Source organism: Jeongeupia chitinilytica, assembly GCF_014652315.1.
GTDB classification, from domain to species: Bacteria; Pseudomonadota; Gammaproteobacteria; order Burkholderiales; family Chitinibacteraceae; genus Jeongeupia; species Jeongeupia chitinilytica.
In genome coordinates this window covers 271,643-295,495 of record NZ_BMYO01000006.1, presented here as the reverse complement: position 1 = coordinate 295,495, position 23,853 = coordinate 271,643, and the positions used below count along the sequence as shown (strand labels likewise).

Annotated in this window: 30 protein-coding genes; 18 read left to right on the top strand and 12 right to left on the bottom strand. The window is 65.9% G+C overall.

The genetic code is table 11. The features are described 5' to 3' along the window. The first annotated feature begins 2 nt into the window (after positions 1-2). The gene (locus IE097_RS12860; protein ID WP_189461246.1) at positions 3-416 is read left to right on the top strand and encodes a DUF2721 domain-containing protein; all 414 of its coding nucleotides are present in this window, start codon (positions 3-5) and stop codon (positions 414-416) included. Between the two features lies 1 nt (position 417). On the opposite strand, the gene IE097_RS12855 is transcribed toward IE097_RS12860, so the two are convergent. The 5 genes from IE097_RS12855 to IE097_RS12835 all read right to left on the bottom strand — a co-directional run bounded on the left by IE097_RS12855 (position 418) and on the right by IE097_RS12835 (position 4,677). Then, positions 418-756 carry an antibiotic biosynthesis monooxygenase gene (locus IE097_RS12855; protein ID WP_189461245.1) on the bottom strand — a complete coding sequence of 113 codons (339 nt, stop codon included), beginning with the start codon at positions 754-756 and terminating at the stop codon, positions 418-420. Between the two features lie 57 nt (positions 757-813). Then, entirely contained in the window at positions 814-1,188 is a 375-nt protein-coding gene (locus IE097_RS12850; protein ID WP_189461244.1) for a diacylglycerol kinase, read from the bottom strand. A 13-nt stretch (positions 1,189-1,201) separates the two neighbouring features. Further along, complete coding sequence (locus IE097_RS12845) at positions 1,202-1,945, bottom strand: BPSS1780 family membrane protein (protein ID WP_189461243.1); 744 nt, start codon at positions 1,943-1,945, stop codon at positions 1,202-1,204. 194 nt (positions 1,946-2,139) lie between these two features. Further along, positions 2,140-3,333, bottom strand: a complete 1,194-nt coding sequence (locus tag IE097_RS12840) for an acetate/propionate family kinase (RefSeq protein ID WP_189461242.1) — start codon at positions 3,331-3,333, stop codon at positions 2,140-2,142. Continuing rightward, positions 3,334-4,677, bottom strand: coding sequence for a bifunctional enoyl-CoA hydratase/phosphate acetyltransferase (locus tag IE097_RS12835; protein ID WP_229797576.1), 1,344 nt, complete (start codon positions 4,675-4,677; stop codon positions 3,334-3,336). 168 nt (positions 4,678-4,845) lie between these two features. Between IE097_RS12835 and IE097_RS12830 the strand changes: the two genes are divergently transcribed. After that, complete coding sequence (locus tag IE097_RS12830; protein WP_189461240.1) at positions 4,846-5,325, top strand: hypothetical protein; 480 nt, start codon at positions 4,846-4,848, stop codon at positions 5,323-5,325. Here the strand turns inward: IE097_RS12830 and IE097_RS12825 are convergent. From IE097_RS12825 to IE097_RS12805, 5 genes are all read right to left on the bottom strand, one after another. Further along, positions 5,322-6,362 carry an FUSC family protein gene (locus IE097_RS12825; protein WP_189461239.1) on the bottom strand — a complete coding sequence of 347 codons (1,041 nt, stop codon included), beginning with the start codon at positions 6,360-6,362 and terminating at the stop codon, positions 5,322-5,324. The genes IE097_RS12830 and IE097_RS12825 overlap by 4 nt on opposite strands. Before the next feature lie 107 nt (positions 6,363-6,469). Beyond that, the gene (gene aroG, locus IE097_RS12820; RefSeq protein ID WP_189461238.1) at positions 6,470-7,540 is read right to left on the bottom strand and encodes a 3-deoxy-7-phosphoheptulonate synthase AroG; all 1,071 of its coding nucleotides are present in this window, start codon (positions 7,538-7,540) and stop codon (positions 6,470-6,472) included. 134 nt (positions 7,541-7,674) lie between these two features. Further along, entirely contained in the window at positions 7,675-8,115 is a 441-nt protein-coding gene (locus tag IE097_RS12815) for a Fur family transcriptional regulator (protein ID WP_229797575.1), read from the bottom strand. An 8-nt stretch (positions 8,116-8,123) separates the two neighbouring features. Then, on the bottom strand, positions 8,124-8,540 hold the full coding sequence (dksA, locus tag IE097_RS12810; RefSeq protein ID WP_189461236.1) for an RNA polymerase-binding protein DksA: 417 nt from the start codon (positions 8,538-8,540) through the stop codon (positions 8,124-8,126). A gap of 159 nt (positions 8,541-8,699) precedes the next feature. Next, positions 8,700-9,014, bottom strand: coding sequence for a c-type cytochrome (locus tag IE097_RS12805; protein ID WP_189461235.1), 315 nt, complete (start codon positions 9,012-9,014; stop codon positions 8,700-8,702). A gap of 122 nt (positions 9,015-9,136) precedes the next feature. Between IE097_RS12805 and IE097_RS12800 the strand changes: the two genes are divergently transcribed. The 16 genes from IE097_RS12800 (at position 9,137) to queC (ending at position 21,858) form a co-directional block, all read left to right on the top strand. Further along, a complete protein-coding gene (locus tag IE097_RS12800; RefSeq protein WP_189461234.1) occupies positions 9,137-10,015 on the top strand; it encodes a TonB family protein in 879 nt (292 codons plus the stop codon). Beyond that, positions 10,015-10,536, top strand: a complete 522-nt coding sequence (gene ruvC, locus IE097_RS12795; RefSeq protein WP_189461233.1) for a crossover junction endodeoxyribonuclease RuvC — start codon at positions 10,015-10,017, stop codon at positions 10,534-10,536. Before IE097_RS12800 ends, ruvC begins: the two co-directional genes overlap by 1 nt. Before the next feature lie 257 nt (positions 10,537-10,793). After that, positions 10,794-11,393, top strand: a complete 600-nt coding sequence (gene ruvA / locus IE097_RS12790; protein ID WP_189461232.1) for a Holliday junction branch migration protein RuvA — start codon at positions 10,794-10,796, stop codon at positions 11,391-11,393. 96 nt (positions 11,394-11,489) lie between these two features. Then, positions 11,490-12,101: a phosphatase PAP2 family protein gene (locus IE097_RS12785; RefSeq protein WP_189461231.1), complete on the top strand. Its 612-nt coding sequence runs from the start codon at positions 11,490-11,492 to the stop codon at positions 12,099-12,101. After that, the gene (gene ruvB, locus IE097_RS12780; protein WP_189461230.1) at positions 12,098-13,144 is read left to right on the top strand and encodes a Holliday junction branch migration DNA helicase RuvB; all 1,047 of its coding nucleotides are present in this window, start codon (positions 12,098-12,100) and stop codon (positions 13,142-13,144) included. Before IE097_RS12785 ends, ruvB begins: the two co-directional genes overlap by 4 nt. A gap of 78 nt (positions 13,145-13,222) precedes the next feature. Then, positions 13,223-13,627, top strand: a complete 405-nt coding sequence (locus IE097_RS12775) for a hypothetical protein (protein WP_189461229.1) — start codon at positions 13,223-13,225, stop codon at positions 13,625-13,627. Between the two features lie 136 nt (positions 13,628-13,763). After that, the gene (locus tag IE097_RS12770) at positions 13,764-14,201 is read left to right on the top strand and encodes a hypothetical protein (RefSeq protein WP_189461228.1); all 438 of its coding nucleotides are present in this window, start codon (positions 13,764-13,766) and stop codon (positions 14,199-14,201) included. An 89-nt stretch (positions 14,202-14,290) separates the two neighbouring features. Beyond that, positions 14,291-14,962 carry a protein TolQ gene (gene tolQ, locus IE097_RS12765; protein WP_189461227.1) on the top strand — a complete coding sequence of 224 codons (672 nt, stop codon included), beginning with the start codon at positions 14,291-14,293 and terminating at the stop codon, positions 14,960-14,962. 12 nt (positions 14,963-14,974) lie between these two features. Then, entirely contained in the window at positions 14,975-15,391 is a 417-nt protein-coding gene (tolR, locus tag IE097_RS12760; protein ID WP_229797574.1) for a protein TolR, read from the top strand. Then, entirely contained in the window at positions 15,388-16,248 is an 861-nt protein-coding gene (locus tag IE097_RS19495) for an energy transducer TonB (RefSeq protein ID WP_189461226.1), read from the top strand. The genes tolR and IE097_RS19495 overlap by 4 nt, the downstream gene beginning before the upstream one ends. 8 nt (positions 16,249-16,256) lie before the next feature. Then, entirely contained in the window at positions 16,257-17,555 is a 1,299-nt protein-coding gene (gene tolB / locus IE097_RS12750) for a Tol-Pal system beta propeller repeat protein TolB (protein ID WP_229797573.1), read from the top strand. A 122-nt stretch (positions 17,556-17,677) separates the two neighbouring features. Next, entirely contained in the window at positions 17,678-18,217 is a 540-nt protein-coding gene (pal, locus tag IE097_RS12745) for a peptidoglycan-associated lipoprotein Pal (RefSeq protein ID WP_189461225.1), read from the top strand. A 92-nt stretch (positions 18,218-18,309) separates the two neighbouring features. Then, a complete protein-coding gene (gene ybgF / locus IE097_RS12740; protein WP_189461224.1) occupies positions 18,310-19,029 on the top strand; it encodes a tol-pal system protein YbgF in 720 nt (239 codons plus the stop codon). Positions 19,030-19,153: 124 nt separating this feature from the next. Next, entirely contained in the window at positions 19,154-19,801 is a 648-nt protein-coding gene (gene queE, locus IE097_RS12735) for a 7-carboxy-7-deazaguanine synthase QueE (protein WP_189461223.1), read from the top strand. 48 nt (positions 19,802-19,849) lie between these two features. Further along, the gene (locus tag IE097_RS12730; protein WP_189461222.1) at positions 19,850-21,178 is read left to right on the top strand and encodes a chloride channel protein; all 1,329 of its coding nucleotides are present in this window, start codon (positions 19,850-19,852) and stop codon (positions 21,176-21,178) included. Further along, positions 21,175-21,858 carry a 7-cyano-7-deazaguanine synthase QueC gene (gene queC / locus IE097_RS12725; protein ID WP_189461221.1) on the top strand — a complete coding sequence of 228 codons (684 nt, stop codon included), beginning with the start codon at positions 21,175-21,177 and terminating at the stop codon, positions 21,856-21,858. Before IE097_RS12730 ends, queC begins: the two co-directional genes overlap by 4 nt. A gap of 62 nt (positions 21,859-21,920) precedes the next feature. On the opposite strand, the gene rpoH is transcribed toward queC, so the two are convergent. Then, the gene (gene rpoH, locus IE097_RS12720) at positions 21,921-22,781 is read right to left on the bottom strand and encodes an RNA polymerase sigma factor RpoH (protein WP_189461220.1); all 861 of its coding nucleotides are present in this window, start codon (positions 22,779-22,781) and stop codon (positions 21,921-21,923) included. A gap of 174 nt (positions 22,782-22,955) precedes the next feature. Then, positions 22,956-23,852: a permease-like cell division protein FtsX gene (ftsX, locus tag IE097_RS12715; protein ID WP_189461219.1), complete on the bottom strand. Its 897-nt coding sequence runs from the start codon at positions 23,850-23,852 to the stop codon at positions 22,956-22,958. Between the last annotated feature and the right edge of the window lies 1 nt (position 23,853).

Below are 23,853 nucleotides of genomic sequence, written 5' to 3'. Positions count from 1 at the left end.
GCATGAACGAACTGAGTCTGGCGACGCCGTCGCTGCTGTTTCCGGCGATCTCGCTGCTGATGCTGGCGTACACCAACCGTTTCCTCGCGCTGTCGACGATCATCCGCCAGCTCTACGACACCCACCGGCGCAGTCCGCACGTCAACAACCTGCGCCAGATCGGCAACTTCCGCCGTCGTGTCGCGCTGATCCGCGGCATGCAGGCCTGCGGTGTCGTCAGCCTGCTGTCTTGCATCGTGTCGATGGTACTGGTGTTTTTCGGCAACAGCGGGCCCGCACAGTTCATGTTCATCGCCAGTCTGGCGCTGATGGTGCTGTCGCTGCTGCTGTGCCTGACCGAGGTCCTGATTTCCGACGCCGCACTGAACATCCTGCTGCAGGACATCGAACAGGATCTGCGCAAGCTCGACCGCTGAATCAGGCCGGCTGCCCGGCCAGTGCAGCCGCAGGATGGTCGGCAAAATGGCCATCGCCATAGGTGCGGACAACCTCGGCTATCACCACCTGGAAGCCCTTGTACCAGCGCCGGTACTGCCGCTTGGCCTCGAGATGTGCCGGATCGCGCATCAGCGCCTGCAGACCGCCCAGCGCATGCCAGTAGTAGACGACGCAAATGCGGCCGTTGTGCGGGTTCTCCCAGTATTCCTCGCCGGCGAAATCCGGGTGCGCGCGTGCCGCAGCGGCGATCAGCGGGTCGAGCCGGTCGAACTCGGCGTCGTACTGCAGCTTCTCGAAAATGAAAGTGCTCGAATACACGGCGCGCTCCGGGCAAAAGCGCGCAGTGTATCCATTTCTCGTTTCGTCAGGAAAAAATCAGCGACCGAACAGGGCCAGCGCCCACATCAGCGCCAGATTGCCGAGGCAGACCAGCTGCGCAGCGCTGCCGAGGTCCTTGGCACGCTTGGCCAGATGGTGTTTTTCCAGCGACGTATGATCGACCGCCGCCTCGATCGCCGAATTGAGCAGCTCGACGATCACCGTCAGCACGTGGCTGCCGACGACGACCGCACGCGCCCATGCCGGCAGCGGCAGCACGAAGGCAACGACGATGCCGGCCACCGCCAGCAGCGAGACCTGGCGGAACGCCGCTTCGTTGCGCCAGCCGGCCCCAAGGCCATCGAGCGAATAACCGAGCGCGTTGACCACGCGCGACAGGCCGCGCTTCCCCTTGAACGGACTTTCCTTCATCCCCGGCTCCTGCTCAGCGCGTCTCGAAGACGTCGGCATACGCGGTGTAGTTGCTCAGCAGCACGACCGGAATCAGCGGAATCAGCCCGAGCATCATCGGAATCATCGCGATGATCGCCAGACCGGTGAGGATGGCCGATGCCAGCAGCACCGGCAGCCAGTTGCGCCAGAAGCCGACCAGCGACAGGCGCATCGCCTCGCCGGCCGACACGCCGTGCAGCATTACCAGTGCCGGCGCGAAGAAATAGCTGCTGTAGACGACAAGCATGCCGGCCAGCCCCAGCCCCACCACCAGCCAGCCGCTGCCGCCGATCTCGGGCTGGTCGGTCATGGTCGCGGCGTTGCGCCAGGCCTCGAACGTCTCGGTCAGTCCGAACAGGTACAGCAGCACCACCAGCAGCAGCGCGACGATCATCACGCCGATCAGGTAGTACAGGCCAACGCGGAACAGCTCGCGCGGGCGCTGGCGGAAGCCGGCGAATACGTCGCCGACTTCGGGCGTACGCCCCTGCCGCGCGCCCTGGGCTGACCACATCACGCCACCGAGCAGCATCGGCGTCAGCACCGTCGACACCACGTTGATGAAGGGCAGCAGCGACAGTCCCATGACGATGACGACGAAGACCAGCGAAATCAGCAGCCATTGCAGCCAGCTGGCACGGAACAGCCGTGCCGCCTCGACGATCCAGCGCCAGCCGTCGCTTGCCGGCAGGCGACGCGCCTCGGGGGCGCTGTCGATGACGATTTCGTTCTCCATGGTCTCTCCCTGTTATCGTTGGCGATACGTCGCCGGTCTGAGCAGACCGCCCGCAAACCGGCTTGGTTCCCAGTTTAGAGCCTGTCGGGCAGGCGGGAAACGACCGGCATGTCGTCAGTGTCGCGACCGATCATGTAATCACGATGAAAAAAGGCCGGCGAGAACCTCGCCGGCCTGGATGGAACGCCGCGAACTCAGGCAGCGATGCAGGCGCGCGACGCGCGGGCAATCACCAGCTCTTCGTTGGTCGGGATCACGTACACCGCCACCTTGCTGCTCGGCAGCGAGATGCGGCGCGGTTCGCCGGAGCGGACCTTGTTGGCCGCCTCGTCGATCTCGACACCGAGCCAGCGCAGCTGGCGGCAGACGTTCAGGCGAATGTCGGCACCGTTCTCGCCGATACCGGCGGTGAACACCAGCGCGTCGAAACCTTCGAGCGCCGCCGCCAGCGATGCCGCTTCGCGCACGACCTTGCTGACGAAATAGTCGATGGCCAGCTTGGCCCGGACGGTACCGCTGTCCTCCAGATCGCGCATGTCGCTGGAAATGCCCGACAGGCCCAGCAGGCCCGACTGCTTGTACAGCAGATCCTCGATCTGTTGCGCGTCCATCTTCAGGTGGTTGATCAGGTGCAGCACGACGCCGGCATCGATCGAACCGGTGCGGGTGCCCATCGGCAGGCCTTCGAGTGCGGTAAAGCCCATCGTCGACGCGATCCCCTTGCACGCGAGCAGCGCTGCCATCGACGAACCGTTGCCGAGGTGGGCGACGACGGTGCGGCCTTCAGCGGCACGGGTATCGACGCGCGGCAGCACGCTGGCGATGTATTCGTACGACAGGCCGTGGAAGCCGTAGCGGCGGATGCCTTCCTTGAGCGAGAACTCGTACGGCAGCGCGTACAGCTGGTTCAGCTCGGGCTGGTTGGCGTGGAAGGCGGTATCGAAGCAGACGACCTGCGGCACGTTCGGCAGCAGCTCGGCCATGATCTTGATCGGCGTGATGTTGTGCGGCTCGTGCAGCGGTGCCAGGGGAATCAGCTTTTCCAGCTCGACGATCACCTCGGGCGTCACCAGCTCCGGCTTCGAAAACCGCGTACCGCCGTGGACGACGCGGTGACCGATCACGCCGATCTTGCGGCCGGTGGTGACGGTGTCCAGCCACTTGAGGATATGGCGCAGCGACGTGTCGTGACTCTTGGGCAGCTCGGCCGGCAGGTCCTCGTCGACGAGCTTCTTGTCGGACGCATCCTTGGCGGTGAAGTGCGGCGTCACGTAGATGCCTTCCATCTGGCCCTTGTACAGCAGCGTCGGGTCGGACGGGGTGTTCTCGAACAGCGAGAACTTGATGCTCGACGAACCTGCATTGATGACGAGGAGAAGATCGTTCATTTAATGGCTTCCTTTTGCATGCGCCACCAGCGCCATGACGGCGGCGGAGGCAAGACGGGACTTCACGTCGTCGGCACGGCTGGTGAGCACGATGGGAACCCGCGCACCCAGCACGATGCCGGCGGCTTCGGCCCCGGCGAAATAAATCATCAGCTTGGCCAGCATGTTGCCGGCCTCGATATCGGGCACGATCAGCACGTCAGCCTCGCCGGCCACCGGCGACTCGATGCCCTTTGCCTGTGCCGCCGCCTTCGAGACGGCGTTGTCGAACGCCAGCGGCCCGTCGAGCACCGCACCGGTAATCTGGCCGCGGTCGGCCATCTTGCACAGCAGCGCCGCGTCGAGCGTCGACGGCATCTTGTCGTAGACGGTCTCGACCGCCGACAGCAGCGCGACCTTGGGGCGCTCGATCCCGAGCACGTGCGCCAGATTGATCGCGTTCTGGGTGATGTCGACCTTGGCGCCGAGGTCCGGGGCGATGTTGATCGCGACATCGCTGACCAGCAGCGGCCGGCCGTAGGCCGGCACATCCATCACGTACACGTGCGACACGCGCTTGCCGGCGCGCAGCCCTTCCTTGGCCATCACCGCACGCATCAGCTCGTCGGTGTGCAGCTTGCCCTTCATCAGTGCCTGCGCTTCGCCACTGCGGCACAGCGCGACAGCCACTTCGGCCGACGCGACGCTGTGCTCGGTATCGACGATGCGCAGGCCGGCCAGATCCAGCCTTTCGTGGTCGGCGACCGCGCGGATCTTCGCCTCCGGGCCGACCAGGATCGGCGTGATCAGCCCGGCTTCGTACGCCTCGAGCGCACCGCGCAGCGACGCTTCATCGGTCGGGTGGGCGACCGCGGTCGGCACCGGCGGCAGCGCGGCGGCACGGGCGCGCAGACTACTGAAGACGTGGTACTGCCGCAACGTAAGTTGTGGTGGTTCGTCGAAGCGGTTTTCGCGTTTGACCGTCGGCGGAATCAGCGTGATCGGCCCGGATGCGATTACTTCGCCGTCCTGGTTTTCGCAGCGGCAGTCGACGATCACCTGCCGGGTCGCCGGGTCCTTTTCCTGGATCGTCAGTGCGATCGACAGGGTATCGCCGTCGCGGATCCAGCCGAACGACTGCATCGAGTGTCCGGCGAGGATCGAACCGTTGCCGGGAAAGAAATTGGTCGCCGTCGACGACAACAGCGAAAACGCACCGATGGCCGGCGCCTGCAGCCTGCCACCGACCTCGCGCGAGCCGGCAATCAGCGCGAACAGTGTAAGATCGCCTGGCTTGACCTCATGCGTGCGCGTGTAGCGCATGCCGGGCCGGATGTCGTCGAAAAGGATGTTTTCCTGGGTCACCGCTCTATCCTTCCACATTGGGCTGATGTCGAATATGCCCACATCGTAGAAAGGCCGTTGTTGCACTGCAATTAAATTGCCGATCGGGCCACATTAATGACAAATGCCTTGACTCTTATTGGTTAAGATCAAGCGCGCCCGGTTCCACTCACGTAGATATTCACCGCCATGGCTGCCGAAACCACGACCCACCTGATCTGTGCCCCGGATTTCGACGGCATCGCCACCGTGACCGCGCTGCACCACCCCGTCGGCGCCCGGATCGCCACCGACGCTGCATTGCTGACCCTGACACTGGGCAATGGCGGAATCCGGCAGGTGCACGCGCCGGAAGCCGGTACGCTGGGCAGCTTCACCGTCACCCTCGGCGACGCGGTGCACGCCGGCGAACTGGTGGCACTGATGGACATCGAGGAAGCACCGACCGGCTGGCTGTTTTCACCGGACGAATCCGCCGGGAATGCGCATTCCGGGACCGACGATGCGGCCGGCGGAATCGATCCTTCGCGCTGGCTGTCGGTTTCGGTCGACGCGGCCCGGCTCGCCCACCGGCTCGGCGTCGACCTGTCCGAGCTGCCGGCGGCCGGCCGGATCGATGTTGCCGACGTCGAACATTACGTCCGCGAAAAGCTGGCGCAACCGCGCTAGGCGTCGTCGAGCCGTGCCCCGAGGTGCCGTCTGGCCGCCGGATTGAAGATCAGCAGTCCGGCCAGCGCCACCGCCGAGCCGCTGAGCGTATCGAGCAGACGGACCCGCAACAGGTGGATGTCCCCGCCGTGCGGCAAATAGACGATGTCGAGCAGGACCAGCACCAGCGCCGTCATCGCCGCCGCCCCCAGCCAGTAATTGAGCGCCAGCGCCAGTGGCCGGATGAAGGCGAAGAAGGCGATCCAGCCCAGCAGCACCAGCGGCGCATGACCGAGACGGACGATCACCCACGTCAGCGACAGGCCGACCATCGTCCCGATGCAGGTCTGGAACAGGCGGCGCAGGCTGTCCGGGCCATCCGGACGCAGCACGAACAAGGTCGATGCCGCGACCCAGGCCGGGCGCTCGAAATGCAGCGCGAGCGCGATCAGCAGCGCCATCGAAACCACCGACGAAAAGGCCAGCGCATGCCGCCAGCCTGCCGTTGCTCCGCCACGGATGCGCAGCAGGTTGCGCCGCAGCCGAAGCGGGTCCTGCGCGGACAGGTGCCGGTGCCGGAACAGCCAGCCGTCGAGACCGACGGCCACCATGCCGGTCGCCACACCGAGCACCGCGTACGGCAGCATGCCGGCCGGCAGCCCCGGCGTGAAGCCGTAGATCAGCAGCGCCAGCACCGCCATGCGCAGGATGGTCTCCAGCGCCAGATTCGTACCGTCGCACCAGCCAACGCCGAAAGCCAGCAGCGCCAGCAGCGGCAACAGCCAGTAGGGTTCGGCCGACATCAGCACGCCCAGCGCCGCACTCGCGACGATCAAGACGAGCCCGCCAAGCTGGGTCAGCAGCCGGTGCGAGAATGCCCCGCCGAAATCGACCATCGACGCATACAGCCCGCCTATCGCGGCAAACAACAGGCCGAGCGGTTCGCCGCGCCAGACGGCGACCAGCGCCGGCAGCGTCACGCTGACCAGTGCACATACCGCCTTGCGCCAGGGCAGGGGATCATTTCTCAGCTGCAGCAGGTGCAAGGGCAGGCGCATCGGTTTCACCGTCGAAGGCAACGCATTCAGTATTCCCCGCACAACGCGATCGTGCGACGTAAAAAAAGCCCCGGCATCCGGGGCTTTTTCGATGTTCGCTGCGGTACTCAGGCGCCGAGTCGCGCCAGCGCGCGGCGGCGCAGCACCGCCTCGGACAGCTCGGCCAGCGAGGCTTCGGTGTCGGGCCAGCCGATGCAGGCATCGGTGATCGACTGACCGTAGCAGAGCTCCTTGCCGTCGACCTGGTCCTGACGGCCTTCGACGAGGTGCGACTCGATCATCACACCGAAAATCGCGGCATTGCCTTCGCCGATCTGCGCTGCCACGTCGCTGGAGACTTCCATCTGCCGGCGATAGTCCTTGCGGCTGTTGGCGTGGCTGAAGTCGATCATCACCTTCTGCGGCACGCCGGCAGCGGCGAGGTCGGCCATCGCGGTGCGGACATGGTTGGCGTCGTAGTTCGGTTCCTTGCCGCCGCGCAGGATGATGTGGCAATCCGGATTGCCGGCGGTGGCAACGATGGCCGAATGGCCCATCTTGGTCACCGACAGGAAATGGTGCGGCTGGCCGGCGGCGCGGATCGCGTCGATGGCGATCTTCATATTGCCGTCGGTACCGTTCTTGAAGCCGACCGGGCACGACAGGCCACTCGACAGTTCGCGGTGGACCTGCGACTCGGTCGTCCGCGCGCCGATCGCGCCCCAGCTCATCAGGTCAGCCATGTACTGCGGCGTGATCATGTCGAGGAATTCGCCGGCGGTCGGCAGGCCGGTATCGTTCAGGTCGAGCAGCAGCTTGCGGGCAATGCGCAGGCCGTCGTTGATGTTGAAACTGCCGTTCAGGTACGGATCGTTGATCAGGCCCTTCCAGCCGACCGTGGTCCGCGGCTTTTCGAAGTACACGCGCATCACCACTTCGAGCGTGTCCTTGAACTGTCCGCGCAGCTTCAGCAGCTTCTGACCGTACTCGAGCGCCGCGGCAGTGTCGTGGATCGAGCACGGGCCGACGATCACCAGCAGCCGGTCATCGCTGCCTTCGAGAATGTTGTGGATCGCCTGGCGCGATTCGAATACCGCCGCCGACGCGGTCTCGGTGACCGGATATTTTTCCAGCACTGCCACAGGCGGCAGCAGTTCTTTGATCTCGCGAATACGGACGTCGTCGGTCTGGTAATGCATGGTGGATCCCTGAGCGTGGCGGCACGCTGGCCTTGGTGCAGCGCGGTATTTTTATCGAACGCTTAGGGTAGCGCCTTCGCCAAGGCCGAACAAGGGCGTTGCGGCCGAAACAGGGAAACGCCGGACACCGCCGATCAGCGCGATTCGCGGCAGTCGGCGCAAACGCCCTTGATGGTGATCTCGAGCGCTTCGGCGGCAAAGCCTTGCGGCAGCGCCACCGGCAGATCGGTCCGGAACGATTCGATGCAGTAGAAACGGCCGCAAACCCGGCAGTGGAAGTGGGCGTGACGGTGTTGCACCGTCGCGACCGAAAAACGCCAGACCCGGTCGTCCCCGGCGAGCTTGTGCGCCAGACCTTCGTCGGTCAGCCATTCGAGCACGCGGTAGACGGTGACCCGGTCGATCGCCGGATCGAGCCCCTCGACGACGTCGAGATGCGACAGTGGCCGTTGCGCGGCGATCAGAGCGGCCAGCACCCGCAGGCGGGCGGCGGTGGCACGCGCACCGGTACGGGCGATCAGCTCGCGCGCCGGGTCGAGCTGGTCGCCCCCGGCGGCGGGCGGGGCGGCCCGCACGCCCATGCCTAGTCGGCGTACTGCTTTTTCATCCGCTCGCGGCGCTCTTGCGCTTCGAGCGACAGCGACGCGGTCGGGCGCGCCAGCAGACGGCCCAGACCGATCGGCTCGCCGGTGTCCTCGCAATAGCCGTAGGAACCGTCGTCGATCTTGCGCAGCGTCGACTCGATCTTCATCAGCAGCTTGCGCTCGCGGTCGCGGGTACGCAGTTCGAGTGCGTACTCTTCCTCGAGCGTCGCGCGGTCGGCGGGATCGGGGGTCGCTTCCTGCTCCTGCAGGTTCTGGCTGGTCTGGCTGGCATTGGCCAGCAGCTCGGCCTTGTTCTTCAGCAGCAGTTCCCGGAAGAACTCGAGGTGATCCGGGTTCATGTAGTCCTCTTCCGGACCGTTCCAGCTGAGGATGTCTTTCTCGGTGAGTTTGGCCATCGTCGTACTCGCTTATTCAGAACCCAGCGGCGCGGCCGCTTACAAAGACATGACGCGCCAAATGGGCAGGCAGCTTAATCAAGTCGAGTGTCCATTGCAATAAGACATTTTATCGCCGCGCAGCGTTCACACCCGGAACGCCGCGGCCATTCCGGCGCCTTACTTCTGCGCAAGAATCCACTGCACGATCACCTTGAGATCGGCGTCGCTGATCTGTTGCGGCGGCATCGCCACCGGACCGCCCCACTTGCCCTTGGTACCGGCACGGACTTCCTGCATCAGCATCGCCTCGGCACCCTTCTGGCCCCGATAGCGCGCCGCGACATCCTTGTACGCCGGACCGACGATCTTGTGATCGGTCGCATGGCAACCAAGGCAGTTGTACTTGGCGATCAGCTTGGCGCCGTCCTCGGCGGCCAGCGCCGGAAGACAGGAAAGGGCCAACAGCACGGACACGATACGAACAGGCTTCACGGCTTTAACCTTATGGTTGTCTTATTGGAGCATCTTAGCAACAGCCCAAACGCTTGGATACTGGGGCCCATGCTACACTCGCGCGGTTCATTGACTTCCTTTCTACGGGTTCGGGCAGACGCATGGATCGCATGCAACGCTTCATGACGATGGCCATGCTGCTGTCGCTCTCGGCGCACGCGGTGGCGATCTTCGGCATCAAGTTCGTCCTGCCGGAAATCCGGCGCCAGTTCACCGATCAGCCGCTCGAGGTGGTGCTGGTCAACCAGCACACCGAAACCGCCCCCAGCAAGGCCAAGGTCCGCGCGCAGGAAAACGTCGACGGCGGCGGCAACACCGACGCCAAGCTGCACGCAGCCAGCCCGCTGCCGGTCCTGAGCAACCGGGTCTCGGTCGAGCTGCAGCAGCAGCAGGCCCGCCAGCAGCAGCTCGAAGCGCAGCAGCAGGCGCTGCTGGCCAAACTGCGTGCCGGCGGCCTGCTGCCGGCGCCGGCCAAACCCAGCGACCAGCGCGACAACACCGAAGCCGTCCGCGGCCAGGACCGCAAGCCGGCGCAGGCCGCGCCGGAACTGTCGGGCCTGGCCGGCCGGATCGAACAGCAGGTCAGCGCCTACGAGGAAAAACCGCGCAAGGCCTTCATGAACACCGCGGCGACCAAGGCCGTGACGGCGGTGTGGGAAGACCAGTGGCGCCAGCAGGTCGAACGCATCGGCACCAGCACCTATCCGACCGATACCGCCGGCAACAAGCTGTACGGCCGGCTGCAGCTGTCGGCCGAGATCAATACCGACGGCACGCTGCGCGCCAGCAAGGTCGAACATTCGTCGGGCAACCGCCAGCTCGACAACGCCGCACTGAAAATCCTCCAGCGTGCCGCGCCGTTCTCGCCGCTGCCCAAGGGACTGCGCGACGATCTCGGCCAGCCGGCGACCGTACTCGTCGTCGTGCGGACCTGGACCTTCGCCCGCAACGACACCCTCACCTCCACGGTCGCACCGTAATGCGCATCCTCGGCATCGACCCGGGCTCGCGGGTGACCGGGTTCGGCATCGTCGACGTCGCCGGCCAGAGCCGCAACTACGTCGCCTCGGGCTGCATCAGGACCGGCGGCGGCAGCCTGCCCGAACGCGTTCGCGCCCTGCTTGACGGCATCGCCGAAGTCGTCGCGACCTATCACCCCGACATCGCCGCGGTCGAGCAGGTCTTCGTCAATGTCAATCCGGCATCGACGCTGATGCTCGGTCAGGCCCGCGGCGCCGTACTGGCCGCGCTGGTGCACGCCGGACTGCCGATTGCCGAGTACACCGCACTGCAGGTCAAACAGGCCGTGGTCGGCAATGGTCACGCCGGCAAGGATCAGGTCGGCCAGATGGTGCAGCGGCTGTTGCGGTTGTCCGGCGTACCGCAGGCCGACGCGGCCGACGCGCTGGCCGTGGCGCTGGCGCATTCGCAGCACGCCGGCGGCGCGGCGGCGCAGCTGGCGAAGCTCGGCCTGACGGTCAAGCGCGGCCGGCTCGCCTGAACCTGTGCAGTTGCGCGACGACGGCTGCTCGTTTCCTCCTCGTCCGATGTCCGGAACGCCCGTGGATCGTGCGTCCAATCCGGTTTCCCCCAAGGGGGCCTCGCGCCGGTTGCCTCCGCTTCGAACGAAAACGAACCGTCCTGCCTCGTTTGCCGATCGGAACGGGGGCCCCATCCGCTCGAAGCAAATGCAACGATCGTTCTATAAAACCGGCTGCAACGCTATACTGCGCTTTTGCGCCTGACCGAGCCCGCCCGATGATCGCCCGCCTGACCGGAACCCTGATCGAGAAACAGCCGCCGACCCTGGTCGTCGACGTCGCCGGTGTCGGCTACGAGCTCGATGTGCCGATGAGCACGCTCTACGTGCTGCCGGCACTCGGCGCCCGGGTCGAGCTGTTCACGCATCTGCTCGTGCGCGAAGACGCGCAACTGCTGTACGGCTTTGCCAGCCGGGCCGAGCGCGACCTGTTCCGTCACCTGATCAGGATCAGCGGCATCGGCGCCAAGATCGCGCTGGCCATCCTCTCGGGCATGAACAGCGACGAACTGGCGCTGGCGGTAGCCGGCGAGGACGTCACCCGGCTGTCCAAGGTCCCGGGCATCGGCAAGAAGACGGCCGAGCGGCTGATCCTCGAACTCAAGGGCAAGCTCGGCAGCCTGCCGACCAGCGCGGCCGTCGCCGCCAAACTGCCGACGCCGCTGTTCGGCGACGGGCCGTCCGGCGACATCCTCAACGCACTGCTGGCACTCGGTTACAACGAGCGCGAGGCCAATGCGGCCATGAAAACCCTGCCCGACGACGTCGACGTCAGCAACGGCATCCGTCTGGCGCTGAAGGCGCTGGCCAGGCTTTAAGGCAAGACTCAATCCGGGCGGTGTCATTTTCTGCGTTTCGCACCGGCAGCCGACGCCGTTAGGCTCCGTGCTTTGTCGTCATCGACAGGATTCCCGATGTCCCTCCGTCACCTCGGACTCGCCGCGAGCGGGTTCGCCGTTTTCCTGCTGGTCCTCGCCGCACTGGGGACGCCGCTGCAAGCCGGCTTCGATGCCACGCTGTCGCACTGGCTGTACGATCGCCGCCCCTTCATGGTGACGCTGGCGCTGCTGTTCGGCTGGGCCGGCAGCTTCTCGGGCTCGGTGCCGATCGCGCTGGCCGCAGGCTGGCTGCTGCGTCGTGCGGGCCGGATCGCCTGGCCCGGCCTGCCCGTGCTGGTGGTCGCCAGCTGGCTGGTCAATGCAGCGATCAAGTTCGTCGTCAACCGGCCACGACCGGCGCTCGAGCACCTGATGTCGGTGCAAGGCCCGTCGTTTCCGAGCGGCCATGCCATGGCGGCGATGACGCTGTTCGGCGCGCTCGGCTGGCTGCTGGGGCGGCGCTGGCCGCACGCCCGTGTCGCGGTCGTGACCGTTGCCGCCGCACTGGTGCTGGCCGGCGGGCTGGCGCGGCTGGTGCTCGGGGTACACTATGGCAGCGACGTGCTCGCCGGCTACGCGGTCGGCACGGTCCTGCTGGCCGTCTATTTCCACCTCGGCGCGCGTGCGCCGGCGAGATTGCACCGATGATCGAAACCGATTCCCTGTCCGCCCTGCCGCCCGAGCGCGTCGTCACCGCCAAGACGGTGTCGCAGCAGGAAGAGCAGCTCGAGCGCGCGCTGCGGCCCAAGCTGCTCGACGAGTACGTCGGCCAGAAGAAAGCTCGCGGCCAGCTGGAAATCTTCATCGAGGCGGCCAAGAAGCGTGGCGAGGCGCTCGACCACGTGCTGCTGTTCGGCCCGCCGGGGCTGGGCAAGACCACACTGGCCCACATCATTGCCCGCGAACTCGGCGTCAGCCTGCGGCAGACCTCGGGCCCGGTGCTCGAGCGCGCCGGCGACCTGGCAGCGATCCTGACCAATCTCGAGCCGCACGACGTGCTGTTCATCGACGAAATCCACCGGCTCAGCCCGGTGGTCGAGGAAATCCTCTACCCGGCGCTCGAGGACTTCCAGATCGACATCATGATCGGCGAAGGCCCGGCCGCGCGCTCGGTCAAGCTCGACCTGCCGCCGTTCACCCTCGTCGGCGCGACCACCCGCGCCGGCATGCTGACCAATCCGCTGCGCGACCGCTTCGGCATCGTTGCCCGGCTCGAGTTCTACACCGCGGACGAGCTGACGCGGATCGTCGAGCGCTCGTCCAGCCTGCTCAATGTCGAAATGGACGAAGGCGGTGCCTTCGAGGTCGCCCGCCGCTCGCGCGGCACGCCACGGATCGCCAACCGGCTGCTGCGGCGAGTGCGCGACTTTGCCGAGGTGAAGCACGACGGCACCGTCACCCGCGAGGTCGCCGACGCGGCGCTGCAGATGCTCGACGTCGACCACGCCGGACTCGACGTGATGGACCGCAAGCTGCTGTCGGCGGTGATCGAGAAGTTCGGCGGCGGCCCGGTCGGCCTCGACAATGTCGCCGCGGCGATCGGCGAAGCGTCCGACACCATCGAGGACGTGCTCGAACCCTACCTGATCCAGCAGGGCCTGCTGCAGCGCACGCCCCGCGGCCGGATCGCCACCGCATCGGCCTATCTGCATTTCGGGCTGAACCCGCCCGGCGAGACCGACAAGACCTGACGCCACTAACGGCGCTGTACACGACTTCATTTACACTCCGCCTGCACGATCCGTCGGTCGTGCCCTACGGAGACCACCATGAAACACATCCTCGTCGCCCTCGGCCTGGCCATCGGGCTGGCCGCCCCCGCGTGGGCCGACATCCTGCGCGAACCGCCCAAGATCGAGTTCACCGCACCGGCCAGCGCCGAAACCGTCAAGACCGCGATCATCACCGCCGCAACCAAGCGCAAATGGCAGGCCGCCGAAGTGGCGCCGGGCCAGATCGATGCGTCGATCACCGTTCGCGGCCGGCACATGGTGAAGGTGGCGATCGACTATACCGACCGCAGCGTGGCGATCCGTTATCTCGACAGCGCCGACATGGGTTACGAAGCCGCCGAGGGCAGGACCTACATCCACGGCAACTACAACAAGTGGACCGAGACGCTCGCCAACGACATCCGCAAGCAGCTCGGCACCGAGCAGATCGCCGTCAACTGAGCCGCCGCCGACCGGCCGGTGACGCTGGTCGGCGTGAATTTTTCCAGCTTTGCATGCCGATGGTGAGTTTCGTCACATCAGGGCTTAAATCGGGGTCTTCAAGCGCTTACAATTGCAGCGACGCCCGGAGACCTCAATGAAACACATCCTCATTGCCCTGTGCCTGCTGCTCGGCCTGTCCACCCCCGCGCTGGCGCGCCAGGGCCTGCTGCAGGATCCGCCCAAACTCGCCATCACCCGGGACCTCGATCCGGGCCAGGTGAAGACCGCCATCATCGACGGCGCGACCAAGGCGAAGTGGCAGGCGCGCGAGGTTGCACCGGGCCGGGTCGAAGCCACACTCGACGTCGGCAACGGCAAGCACAGCGCCAAGGTCACGATCGAATACGACGTCCGCAGCGTCCAGATCCACTACCTCGACAGCTTCAACCTGAAGTACGAAACCGTCAGCGACGGTCGCGTCTTCATCCATCCGAACTACAACAAATGGACGGCCTCGCTGGCCGCGGCCATCCGCGCCCAGCTGGACCAGCAACTGCCGGGACAGGTCGTCACCACGCCGCTGGCACAGTAACCAGTTGTAAGCAAACGGAACTCGCGGAGCCGGACAGGTACGAACCTGAAACACCGCGCAGCCCCTCCATCCTCACCCCGGTAAACCCGATGCCCAATCAAGACCTGTCGATTCTCGAACTCGTGATGCACGCCAGCCTGGTCGTCCAGCTGGTGATGGCGATTCTGGTGCTGCTGTCGCTGCTCAGCTGGTGGCACATCTTCAGCAAGTACTTCACGGTGTCGAAGGCGGCCAAGGCCAGCGAACTGTTCGAGGACCGCTTCTGGAGCGGCTCGGACCTGAATGCGCTGTTCGAACAGACCAAGCGCGGTCACTCGGTCGGGATGGAGAAGATCTTCATCGCCGGCTTCTCCGAATTCCTCAAGCTGCGCCAGAAAGGCGGCATGGAGTTGTCGGACGTGATGGAAGGCACCCGCCGGGCGATGCGTGCCGCCTGCCAGCGCGAGCTCGACTGGCTCGACAAGCACACGTCCTTCCTCGCCTCGGTCGGTTCGGTGTCGCCCTACATCGGTCTGTTCGGTACGGTCTGGGGCATCATGCACGCGTTCCGCGGGCTGGCGAACGTCGGTCAGGCCACGCTGGCCACCGTGGCGCCCGGCATTGCCGAAGCGCTGGTCGCCACCGCCATCGGCCTGTTCGCCGCGATCCCGGCCACCGTCGCCTACAACCGCTTCGCCCACGACGTCGACGCGCTGGCCAACCGCTTCGATACCTTCATCGAAGAGTTCTCCAACATCCTGCAACGTCAGGCTGCGCGCTAAGGAGGCCGGATCATGGCCAGAACCCGAAGACCGCGCCGTTCGATGAACCAGATCAACGTCGTGCCCTACATCGACGTGATGCTGGTACTGCTGGTGATCTTCATGGTCGCGACGCCGATGATGCAGTCGCCCGGTGTCGTCAACCTGCCCACGGTCGGCAAGGCCGATCAGGAAGCCAGCGTCGAACCGTTGCGGGTCGAAATCGGCCCGGACGGCGAACTGACGCTGACGGACGCCGGCAAGAGCGAAACCGTCGCCGATGCCCGCGCGCTGGTCACGCTGGTGCAGGACAGGCTCGCCATCAAGGCCGACCGGCCGGTGGTGATCGCCGGCGACAAGTCGGTCCGTTATGAAACGGTGATGGCGACGATGGACGCGCTCAAGGCCGCCAACGTCGCCCGCGTCGGCCTGCTGGTGCGCCCGAAGTGATCGACCATCGCCAACGCCACCCCGAGGAGCGCCGGACGCTGGCCTTCGTGCTGGCAGCGGCAGTGCACGTGCTGTTCGCGGTCTTCCTGATGGTGTCGGTGCAGTGGCAGACCAAGAAGCCGCAACCGGTCGAGGTCGAGTTATGGGGCGGGCCGCCGCCCGCACCGGCGCAGCACGAGGTTGCAAAGCCGGAACCGCAGCCGAAGGCCGAACCGACGCCGCCGCCGGCCACGCCGGAACCGAAGCCCGAACCGCTGCCGGAGAAAAAGGCCGACATTGCGGTCGAGAAGGTCAAGCCGACGCCGAAACCCAAACCGACACCGGTACCGACACCCACACCTGCGCCGACACCCAAGCCGACCCCGGTTCCCAAACCCACGCCGGCGCCCAAGCCGACACCGGAACCGAAGAAGGCGGCGCCCAAGGCCAAGCCGCAGTCCGAGTTCGACCAGTTGCTCAGCACCAGCAACAACACGCCGAGCGCCGGTGCCAAGCCTGGCGGCAAGGGCAACAACCCGAACGCGACGGTCAATACCGGCCCGGGCAGCGGCAACGGCACCAGCCCGATTTCGAGCAAGGGGCTCACCGATTACCGCAGCAAGGTCGGCCAGCTGATCCGCTCGAAACTCGTCTATCCGGACGACAAGGGCAACCCGGCGGCCGGACTGAAGATCAGCGTGCTGCCCGACGGCACGATCAGCAATGTCACCGTCGTCAAATCCAGCGGCATCGCCGCCTATGACGAGGCGGCACAACGTGCGGTGATGGCACTCGGCAGGATGCCGCCATTGCCCGAAGGCCAGCCGTTCTCGGGCCAGTACCGCGAATGGAACATCAATTTCCGCCTGAAAGACTGAGGAGACGTATGCCGACCTTCCAGACCACGATGCAGCGCATGACGAGCTGGCTGTTCCTGGCCGCCGCGCTGCTGTTCACGATGATGCACGCGCGTGCCGCCGACAACATGACGATCGAGGTCGTCGGTGCCGGCGCCAGCCAGTACCCGATCGCGATCGCGCCGTTCCAGTCCGAGCAGTCGCTGCCACAGGCACTGACGCCCGTCGTCGGTGACGACCTGACCCGCTCCGGGCTGTTCAAGGTCATCGGTGCCGGCGATCTCGCGCCGATGCCGTTCGCCCCCGAGCAGCTGAACCCGGCCGCACTGACCGGCCGCGGCGCGCAGACGGCGCTGATCGGCAGCGTGATCCCGGCCGGTGACAGCTTCACCGTCAAGTTCTGGCTGGTCGACCTGTCGAACAAGAACGTGCTGCTGGCGCACCAGCTCTCGGCCCGCGTCAGCCAGTCGCGGCGCGTCGCGCACCAGATCGCCGACATGGTCTACCAGAAGCTGACCGGCGAACCGGGTGCGTTCAACTCGCGCATCGCCTACGTGGTCAAGCGCGGCAAGCGTCACGAGCTGCAGGTCGCCGATGCCGACGGTTACGGTGCGCAGACGGTGCTCGCCAGCAACCAGCCCATCATGTCGCCGAAGTGGTCGCCGGACGGTGGCCGTCTCGCCTACGTGTCGTTCGAGGAGCAGAAACCGATCGTCTACGTGCAGGATCTGGCCAGCGGCAAGCGCTGGAAGGCCGCGGCATTCAAGGGCTCGAACTCGGCACCGGCGTGGTCGCCGGATGGCCGCCAGCTCGCCGTGGTGCTGACCAAGGACTCGGGCAGCCAGATCTATCTCGTCAACACCGACGGCAGCAATCCGCGCCGGCTGACCAATACCGGCGACATCAACACGGAACCTTCGTTCACGCCGGACGGTCGGAGCATCGTGTTCACGTCCGACCGCGGCGGCAGCCCGCAGATCTACCGGATGCCGGTCTCGGGTGGCGGCGGCGAGCGTCTCACCTTCCAGGGTGCGTACAACGCCTCGGGCAAGGTCAGTCCGGACGGCAAGTCGATGGCCCTGATCACCCGCACCGGCAAGGGTTTCCAGGTCGCCGTGATGGACATGGCCAGCCGGCAGATCCAGGTGCTGACCGATACCGGTGCGGACGATTCGCCGAGCTTCGCGTCGAACGGCCGGATGATCCTCTACGAAACCGGCAGCCGCGGCACGCTCGCCGCCGTATCGGTCGACGGCCGGATCAAGCAGCGCCTGAAGGCCCAGAACGGCGATGTCCGCCAGCCGGCCTGGGGGCCGCTGTTGCGCTGATGTGAATGCGGGAATCGGGCCGGTGGCATTCTTTCCGTCGCCGTCGCCCCGGCTTTCCCCTATGCTGGCCGCATGTATCGCGGTGTTTTGCTCACCCAAGTTCAATCCGATGGGAGATGAAAATGAAGAAAGTTGCACTGTCCGTCCTGATGACCGCCCTCCTGGCCGCATGCTCGAGCACGCCGCCGGCCGACCCGAATGCGGGCAAGACCACGGCACCGGTCACCGGCAGTGAAACCAAGCCGGCGACCGTCGACCTGACCCAGGGCAGCGACCTGAACAAGGGCAACAACCCGCTGACCGATCCGAACAACATCCTGTCGCAACGCCGCGTCTACTTCGACTTCGACTCCTTCGTCGTCAAATCGGACTACCAGGCCCTGCTGGCCGCCCACGCCAAGTACCTGCTGGCCAACAAGGATGCCAAGCTGATCGTTCAGGGCAACACCGACGACCGCGGCACCGCCGAGTACAACCTGGCGCTGGGCCAGAAGCGTGCCGAAGCGACCAAGAAGGTCCTGCTGTCGCTGGGCGTACCGGAATCGCAGCTGGAAAGCGTGAGCTTCGGCGAAGAGAAGCCGCTGGAACCGGGTCAGACCGAAGAGGCCTGGTCGCGCAACCGTAACGCCAACCTGGTCTACAAGGGCGAATCGGCCCAGTAAGCCGTTTCGGGGCGGCCTTGTGCCGCCCGGCAAAACCGCCTAGGCTAGCCGGCGTCGCCACGATGCCGGCTTTGTTCATTCCGAGACCGTCCATGAAACGCCTTGTTGCCCTGATCACCTTTGCCTTTGCCCTGCAGGCCCATGCCGGCCTGTTCGACGACAATGTCGCCCGCCAGCAGATCACCGACCTGCAGCAGGACAATGCCAAGCAGAACACCCGGCTGAACCAGCTCGAAGCGAGCAACAAGCAGATGCTCAACCTGCTGGGACAGATCGAAGGCCTCAAGCAGGAAATCGCCAACCTGCGCGGCCAGATCGAGGTGCTGCAGTTCAACCAGGACCAGGCCGGCAAGCAGCAGAAGGACCTGTTCACCGACCTCGACACGCGGGTCCGCAATATCGAACAGGCCAAGGTCCAGCAAAAGGCAGCCGCACAGGAAGCCAGCCAGCAGTCGCTCGACGACGCGATCAAGCTGTCGCAGGCCGGCAAGCACAAGGACGCCGTGGCCGCGCTGAAGCAGTTCGTCACCGCGAACCCGGCCGACCCGGGCGTGCCGACCGCGCAGTACTGGATGGGCAACAGCTATGCCGCACTGAAGGACTACAAGAACGCGCGCTTCGCCTACGCCGAGATCGTCAACAAGGCGCCCGACAACGCGCTGGCGCCCGATGCCCTGTTCGGCCTGGCCGTGTGCGCCAACGCCCAGGGCAACAAGAAGGAAGCCCGCAGCTTCCTGTTGCAGCTGGTCGAGAAATACCCGCAGTCCGAAAAGGCCGCGACGGCCAAGAAGGCGCTGCTGAGCGTCAACTGATCGGCCCGTACTGATCAACCCCATTCCCGCGGCAGCGGCCCTCGCCGCTGCTGTTTGCATTTCCGCCGGACATTCCGGTCTGGAAAAACCCACCACCGGATTGTGAATCCGGTACGGAACCATCATGAATCCCGCATCGCTCCGGATCACCGAGATCTTTTATTCGCTGCAGGGCGAGACCAGCCGTCTCGGCCTGCCCACCGTGTTCGTCCGCCTCACCGGCTGTCCGCTGCGCTGCGGCTACTGCGACAGCGCCTATGCCTTCCACGGCGGCAAGACCATGGGCTTCGACGAGATCCTCGCCGACGTGGCCCGTCACGGCGCGCGTACGGTCTGCGTGACCGGCGGCGAGCCGCTGGCACAGAAGCACAGCCTCGCTTTCCTGACTGCGCTGTGCGATGCCGGCTACGACGTCAGCCTCGAAACCAGCGGCGCGCTGCCGATCGCCGATGTCGACCCGCGCGTCTCGCGCATTCTCGACATCAAGACGCCGGGCTCGGGCGAGCTGGCGAAGATGCACTGGGACAACCTCGCCGCGCTGACGCCGAAAGACGAAGTCAAGTTCGTGCTGTGCGACCGGGCCGACTACGAGTGGGCGCGCGATCTCGTGCGCCAACGCAAGGTCAATGACCTTGCCCCGGTGCTATTCTCGCCGGTGTGGGAAACGCTGCCGCCGGCCGATCTGGCCGCGTGGGTGCTCGAAGACCACTTGCCGGTGCGGATGCAAGTGCAGCTGCACAAGATTCTCTGGGGCGAAAAGCCCGGCGTCTGAGCACGCGGGGATTGCTCGGCTATCCTCAATGCACGCCCCGGAGGTCCCATGATCGTCAAGATGACCCTGAAGCGCTGGCTCGTCCGGTTGCGCCACCTGCCGCAACGCAGCCGCGGCACGATCGCGCTGTGGATTGGCGCGGCCGCCGTCGGCGTGCTCGCGGTGATGCTCGCCAAGGCCGCCGAATGGGCGTTCGCCGGTTTCGACAGCCTGACCACGCGCTGGTTCTGGTGGCCGTTCATCTCGCTGCCGCTCGGCGGCATGGCCATCGTCTGGCTGATGCGGCGCATCGGCCCCGGTGCCGAAGGCAGCGGCATCCAGCAGGCGATGGCGGCCCTGCACGTGGCCGACCAGCCGGACATCGCCAACAGGCTCGTCAACCTCAAGCTCGCCGCGACCAAGTTCGTCTGCATCGTTGCCGGTCTCGGCTCCGGCTTCGTGCTCGGCCGCGAAGGACCGACGGTGCAGATCGGCGCGAGCGTCATGTACGCCTGCCGCAAACTGTTTCCGCTCGGCGATGCGGCATTCCGGCGCCAGCTGATTCTCGCCGGCGGCGCAGCCGGGATCGCAGCGGCGTTCAACACGCCGCTCGCCGGCATCGTCTTCGCCTTCGAAGAGCTGGCGCGTTCGGTCGAGGAGCGCACCAGCGGCAAGATTCTCGGTGCGGTCATCCTGTCGGGCGTGGTCTCGCTGGCCTTCCTCGGCAGCTACACCTATTTCGGCCACATCAAGGTTCCGGGCTTCAGCGTCAGCATCCTGCCGCCGCTGCTGCTGATCTCGATCGCCGGCGGACTCGTCGGCGGTGCGTTTTCGTGGCTGTGCGTCAATCCCGGCCGCTGGCTGCCCGAGCGCGTCCAGCTGGTCCGCGCGACCCGCCCCTATCTGTTCGTCGCCTGCTGCGGCCTGCTGATCGCCGTCTGCGGTCTGGCTGCGCCGATCTTCGGCAGCGGTGCCGAGGTCACCAGCAAGGTCGTCGCCGGCGAAGCCACGCTGGCGTGGTACTACCTGCCGCTGAAATTCGTCGGCCTGCTGTCGACCTATCTGACCGGCCTGCCCGGCGGCATCTTCGCGCCGTCGCTGTCGCTCGGCGCCGGCCTCGGCAGCTGGTTCCAGCCCCTGGTGGGGCCGGAACTGCACATCAAGCTGGTCGCGATCGGCATGACGGCGGTGCTGGCCGCGGTGACGCGCGCGCCGCTGACGGCGTCCTTCATCCTGATGGAAATGACCGACGGCCACGAGATGGTGATCTCGATCATGGCCACCGCAATGATCGCGTCGACGGTCGCCCGCATCTTCCGAACCAATTTCTATCACGACCTCGCCGAACGCGCGCTGGCCGCCGTCACGCCGAAACCGGTACTGGAGCACCACAAATGAGCAAACCCGCCGTCATCCTGCTCTCGGGCGGTCTCGATTCCGCCACCTGCCTGGCGATCGCCCGGGATCAGGGCTTTGCGCCCTACTGCCTGTCGTTCAATTACGGCCAGCGCCACAATGCCGAACTGAAAGCCGCCGAACGCGTCACCAAGGCGCTTGGCGCAGCGGCCCACCGCGTCGTCACGATCGATCTGGCCGCTTTCGGTGGTTCGGCCCTGACCGACGCCAGCATTGCCGTGCCCGAGGGAGCACCGCAGGAAGGCGAGATTCCGCTGACCTACGTGCCGGCACGCAACACCATCCTGCTGTCCTACGCGCTGGCCTGGGCCGAAGTCCTCAAGAGCGACGACATTTTCATCGGCGTCAACGCCGTCGACTACTCGGGCTACCCGGACTGCCGTCCCGACTACATTGCCGCGTATCAGGCGATGGCGCGGCTGGCGACGCGCACCGGTGTCGAAGGCTCGCCGCTGACGATCCACACGCCGCTGATCGACCTGTCCAAGGGCGACATCATCAAGACCGGCACCCGGCTGGGCGTCGACTACGGCCTGACCGTCACCTGCTATCAGGCCGACGACGACGGTCGCGCCTGCGGCGTCTGCGATGCCTGCCGGCTGCGCCGCGAAGGCTTTGCTGCAGCCGGCGTGACCGATCCGACGCGCTACCGGCCGGTCTGATCCGGCCGCGGAGCAAAACAAAAGGGCACCCGAAGGTGCCCTTTTTACGTGGTACGCGCCGTTTACGCGGCGACCGGCAGCAGCGCCGAACGCATCTTCTGCAAGGCCTTGACCTCGATCTGGCGAATCCGCTCGGCCGACACGCTGTATTCGGCCGCGAGCTCGTGCAGCGTCAGGCCCTGACCCTCGTCGGCGAGCCAGCGCGTTTCGACGATGCGGCGGCTGCGCTCGTCGAGCGTTTCGAGCGCTTCACGCAGGCCTTCCGATTGCAGCCGGTCGTGCGCGCGACGTTCGATCTGCCGGGTCGGCTCGGCGTCGTGGTCGGCCAGCCAGTCGATCGGGGCGAAACCGCCCTCGTCGTCGTCGTGATCGGCCATCAGCGCGATGTCCTGGCCCGTCATCCGGGTTTCCATTTCCAGCACTTCTTCCGGCTTCACGCCGAGATCGTCGGCGATTTCCTTGGCCTGCGCGTGCGTCAGCGCCGCGAAGCTCGACTTCATCGAGCGCAGGTTGAAGAAGAGCTTGCGCTGCGCCTTGGTCGTCGCGATGCGGACCAGACGCCAGTTGCGCAGGATGTATTCGTGGATTTCGGCCTTGATCCAGTGCACGGCGAACGAGAACAGCCGCACGCCGCGGTCCGGCTCGAAGCGCTTGACCGCCTTCATCAGGCCGATATTGCCTTCCTGGATCAGGTCCGCCTGCGGCAGGCCGTAACCGGCGTAGCCTCGCGCGATCGACACGACGACGCGCAGGTGGCTCATCACCAAGCGGCCGGCGGCCTCGAGATCGCTTTCCTTCTGCAGGCGCGTGGCGAGTTCGACCTCTTCCTCGGCGCTCAACATCGGAATCGCGTTGACACGATGGATGTAACTTTCAATGCTGTCGCCTGCGGTGATCACCGGCAGGGCCATGCTGTTCCCCATTCGTTCACTCCTGTCTTGCAGACGCTGCGATACACAACGTCCATGATATTAGCACTCGTATCGTTTGAGTGCTAAAGGCACTTCGGGTTCCGTTGATTCAAGCACGGGACGTGCCGATGCGCACGGCAATTATGCCAATCGGGCCCATTGCCTGCGGCTATGACGTCGTCGTGATCAACGGTAACGGCGCAGGTGGCGCCAGACGGCAAACCAGGCGCCAAGCAGGCACAGCAGCATCGTCGTCGCGCAGACGACGGCCAGTTCGACCGGCCCCGGCAATGCCAGCAGGAAGGGCTGGCCATAGGCGGCGGCCAGCTCGCCGACCGCCGGATTGAGCCATGCGATCGCACCGGCGGCGATGCCGCAGCCCGCCAGCCCGCCGAGCACGCCCTGGATTGCCGCGCTGTAATGGAACGGCCGGCGGATGAAGCTGTCGGTGGCGCCGATCAGCTTGGCCACCTCGATTTCCTCGCGCCGGGTCAGGATCTGCATGCGGATCGCGTTGCCGGTGACCAGTACCAGCGCCACCGCCAGCAGCAGCACCACGACCTGCAGCGCGTGGCGACCGAGCGCAATCGCCTTTTCCAGTCGCGCCGCCCACGCCGAGTCGAGCTGGACGGTATCGACCCCCGGGTCGGTCAGCAGGTTTTGCTCGAGCCTGGTCAGCTCTGCCGCCGGAACGTCGCGCCGCGCGGTCAGCACGAAGGCATCGGGCAGCGGATTCTCGGCCAGTCCTGCGAGCAGGTCGCCGCTGCCGATCGCCGACTCCATGGCCTTCAGCGCGTCGTCCTTGGGCACGAAGCGCGTCTGCGCCAGCCGGGCGTCCTTGGCGAGCTGCGCGCGCAGTGCGCCGACGTCGGCCTCGGGCTTGAGGAAGACCGTCAGCTGCGGCTCGACCGGCATCTTTGCGGCGACGCCGCCGACGCTCGTCAGCAGCAGGTACAGGCCGAGCGGCAGGCTGGCCACGAGGCCGATCACCGCCAGATGCAGCAGGGTGGCAACCGGGTGGCGCAACAGCGCGCCGAGGGTGCGGGAAAGGGCGAGGCCGTGCAGGCGGAACCAGTGTTTCATC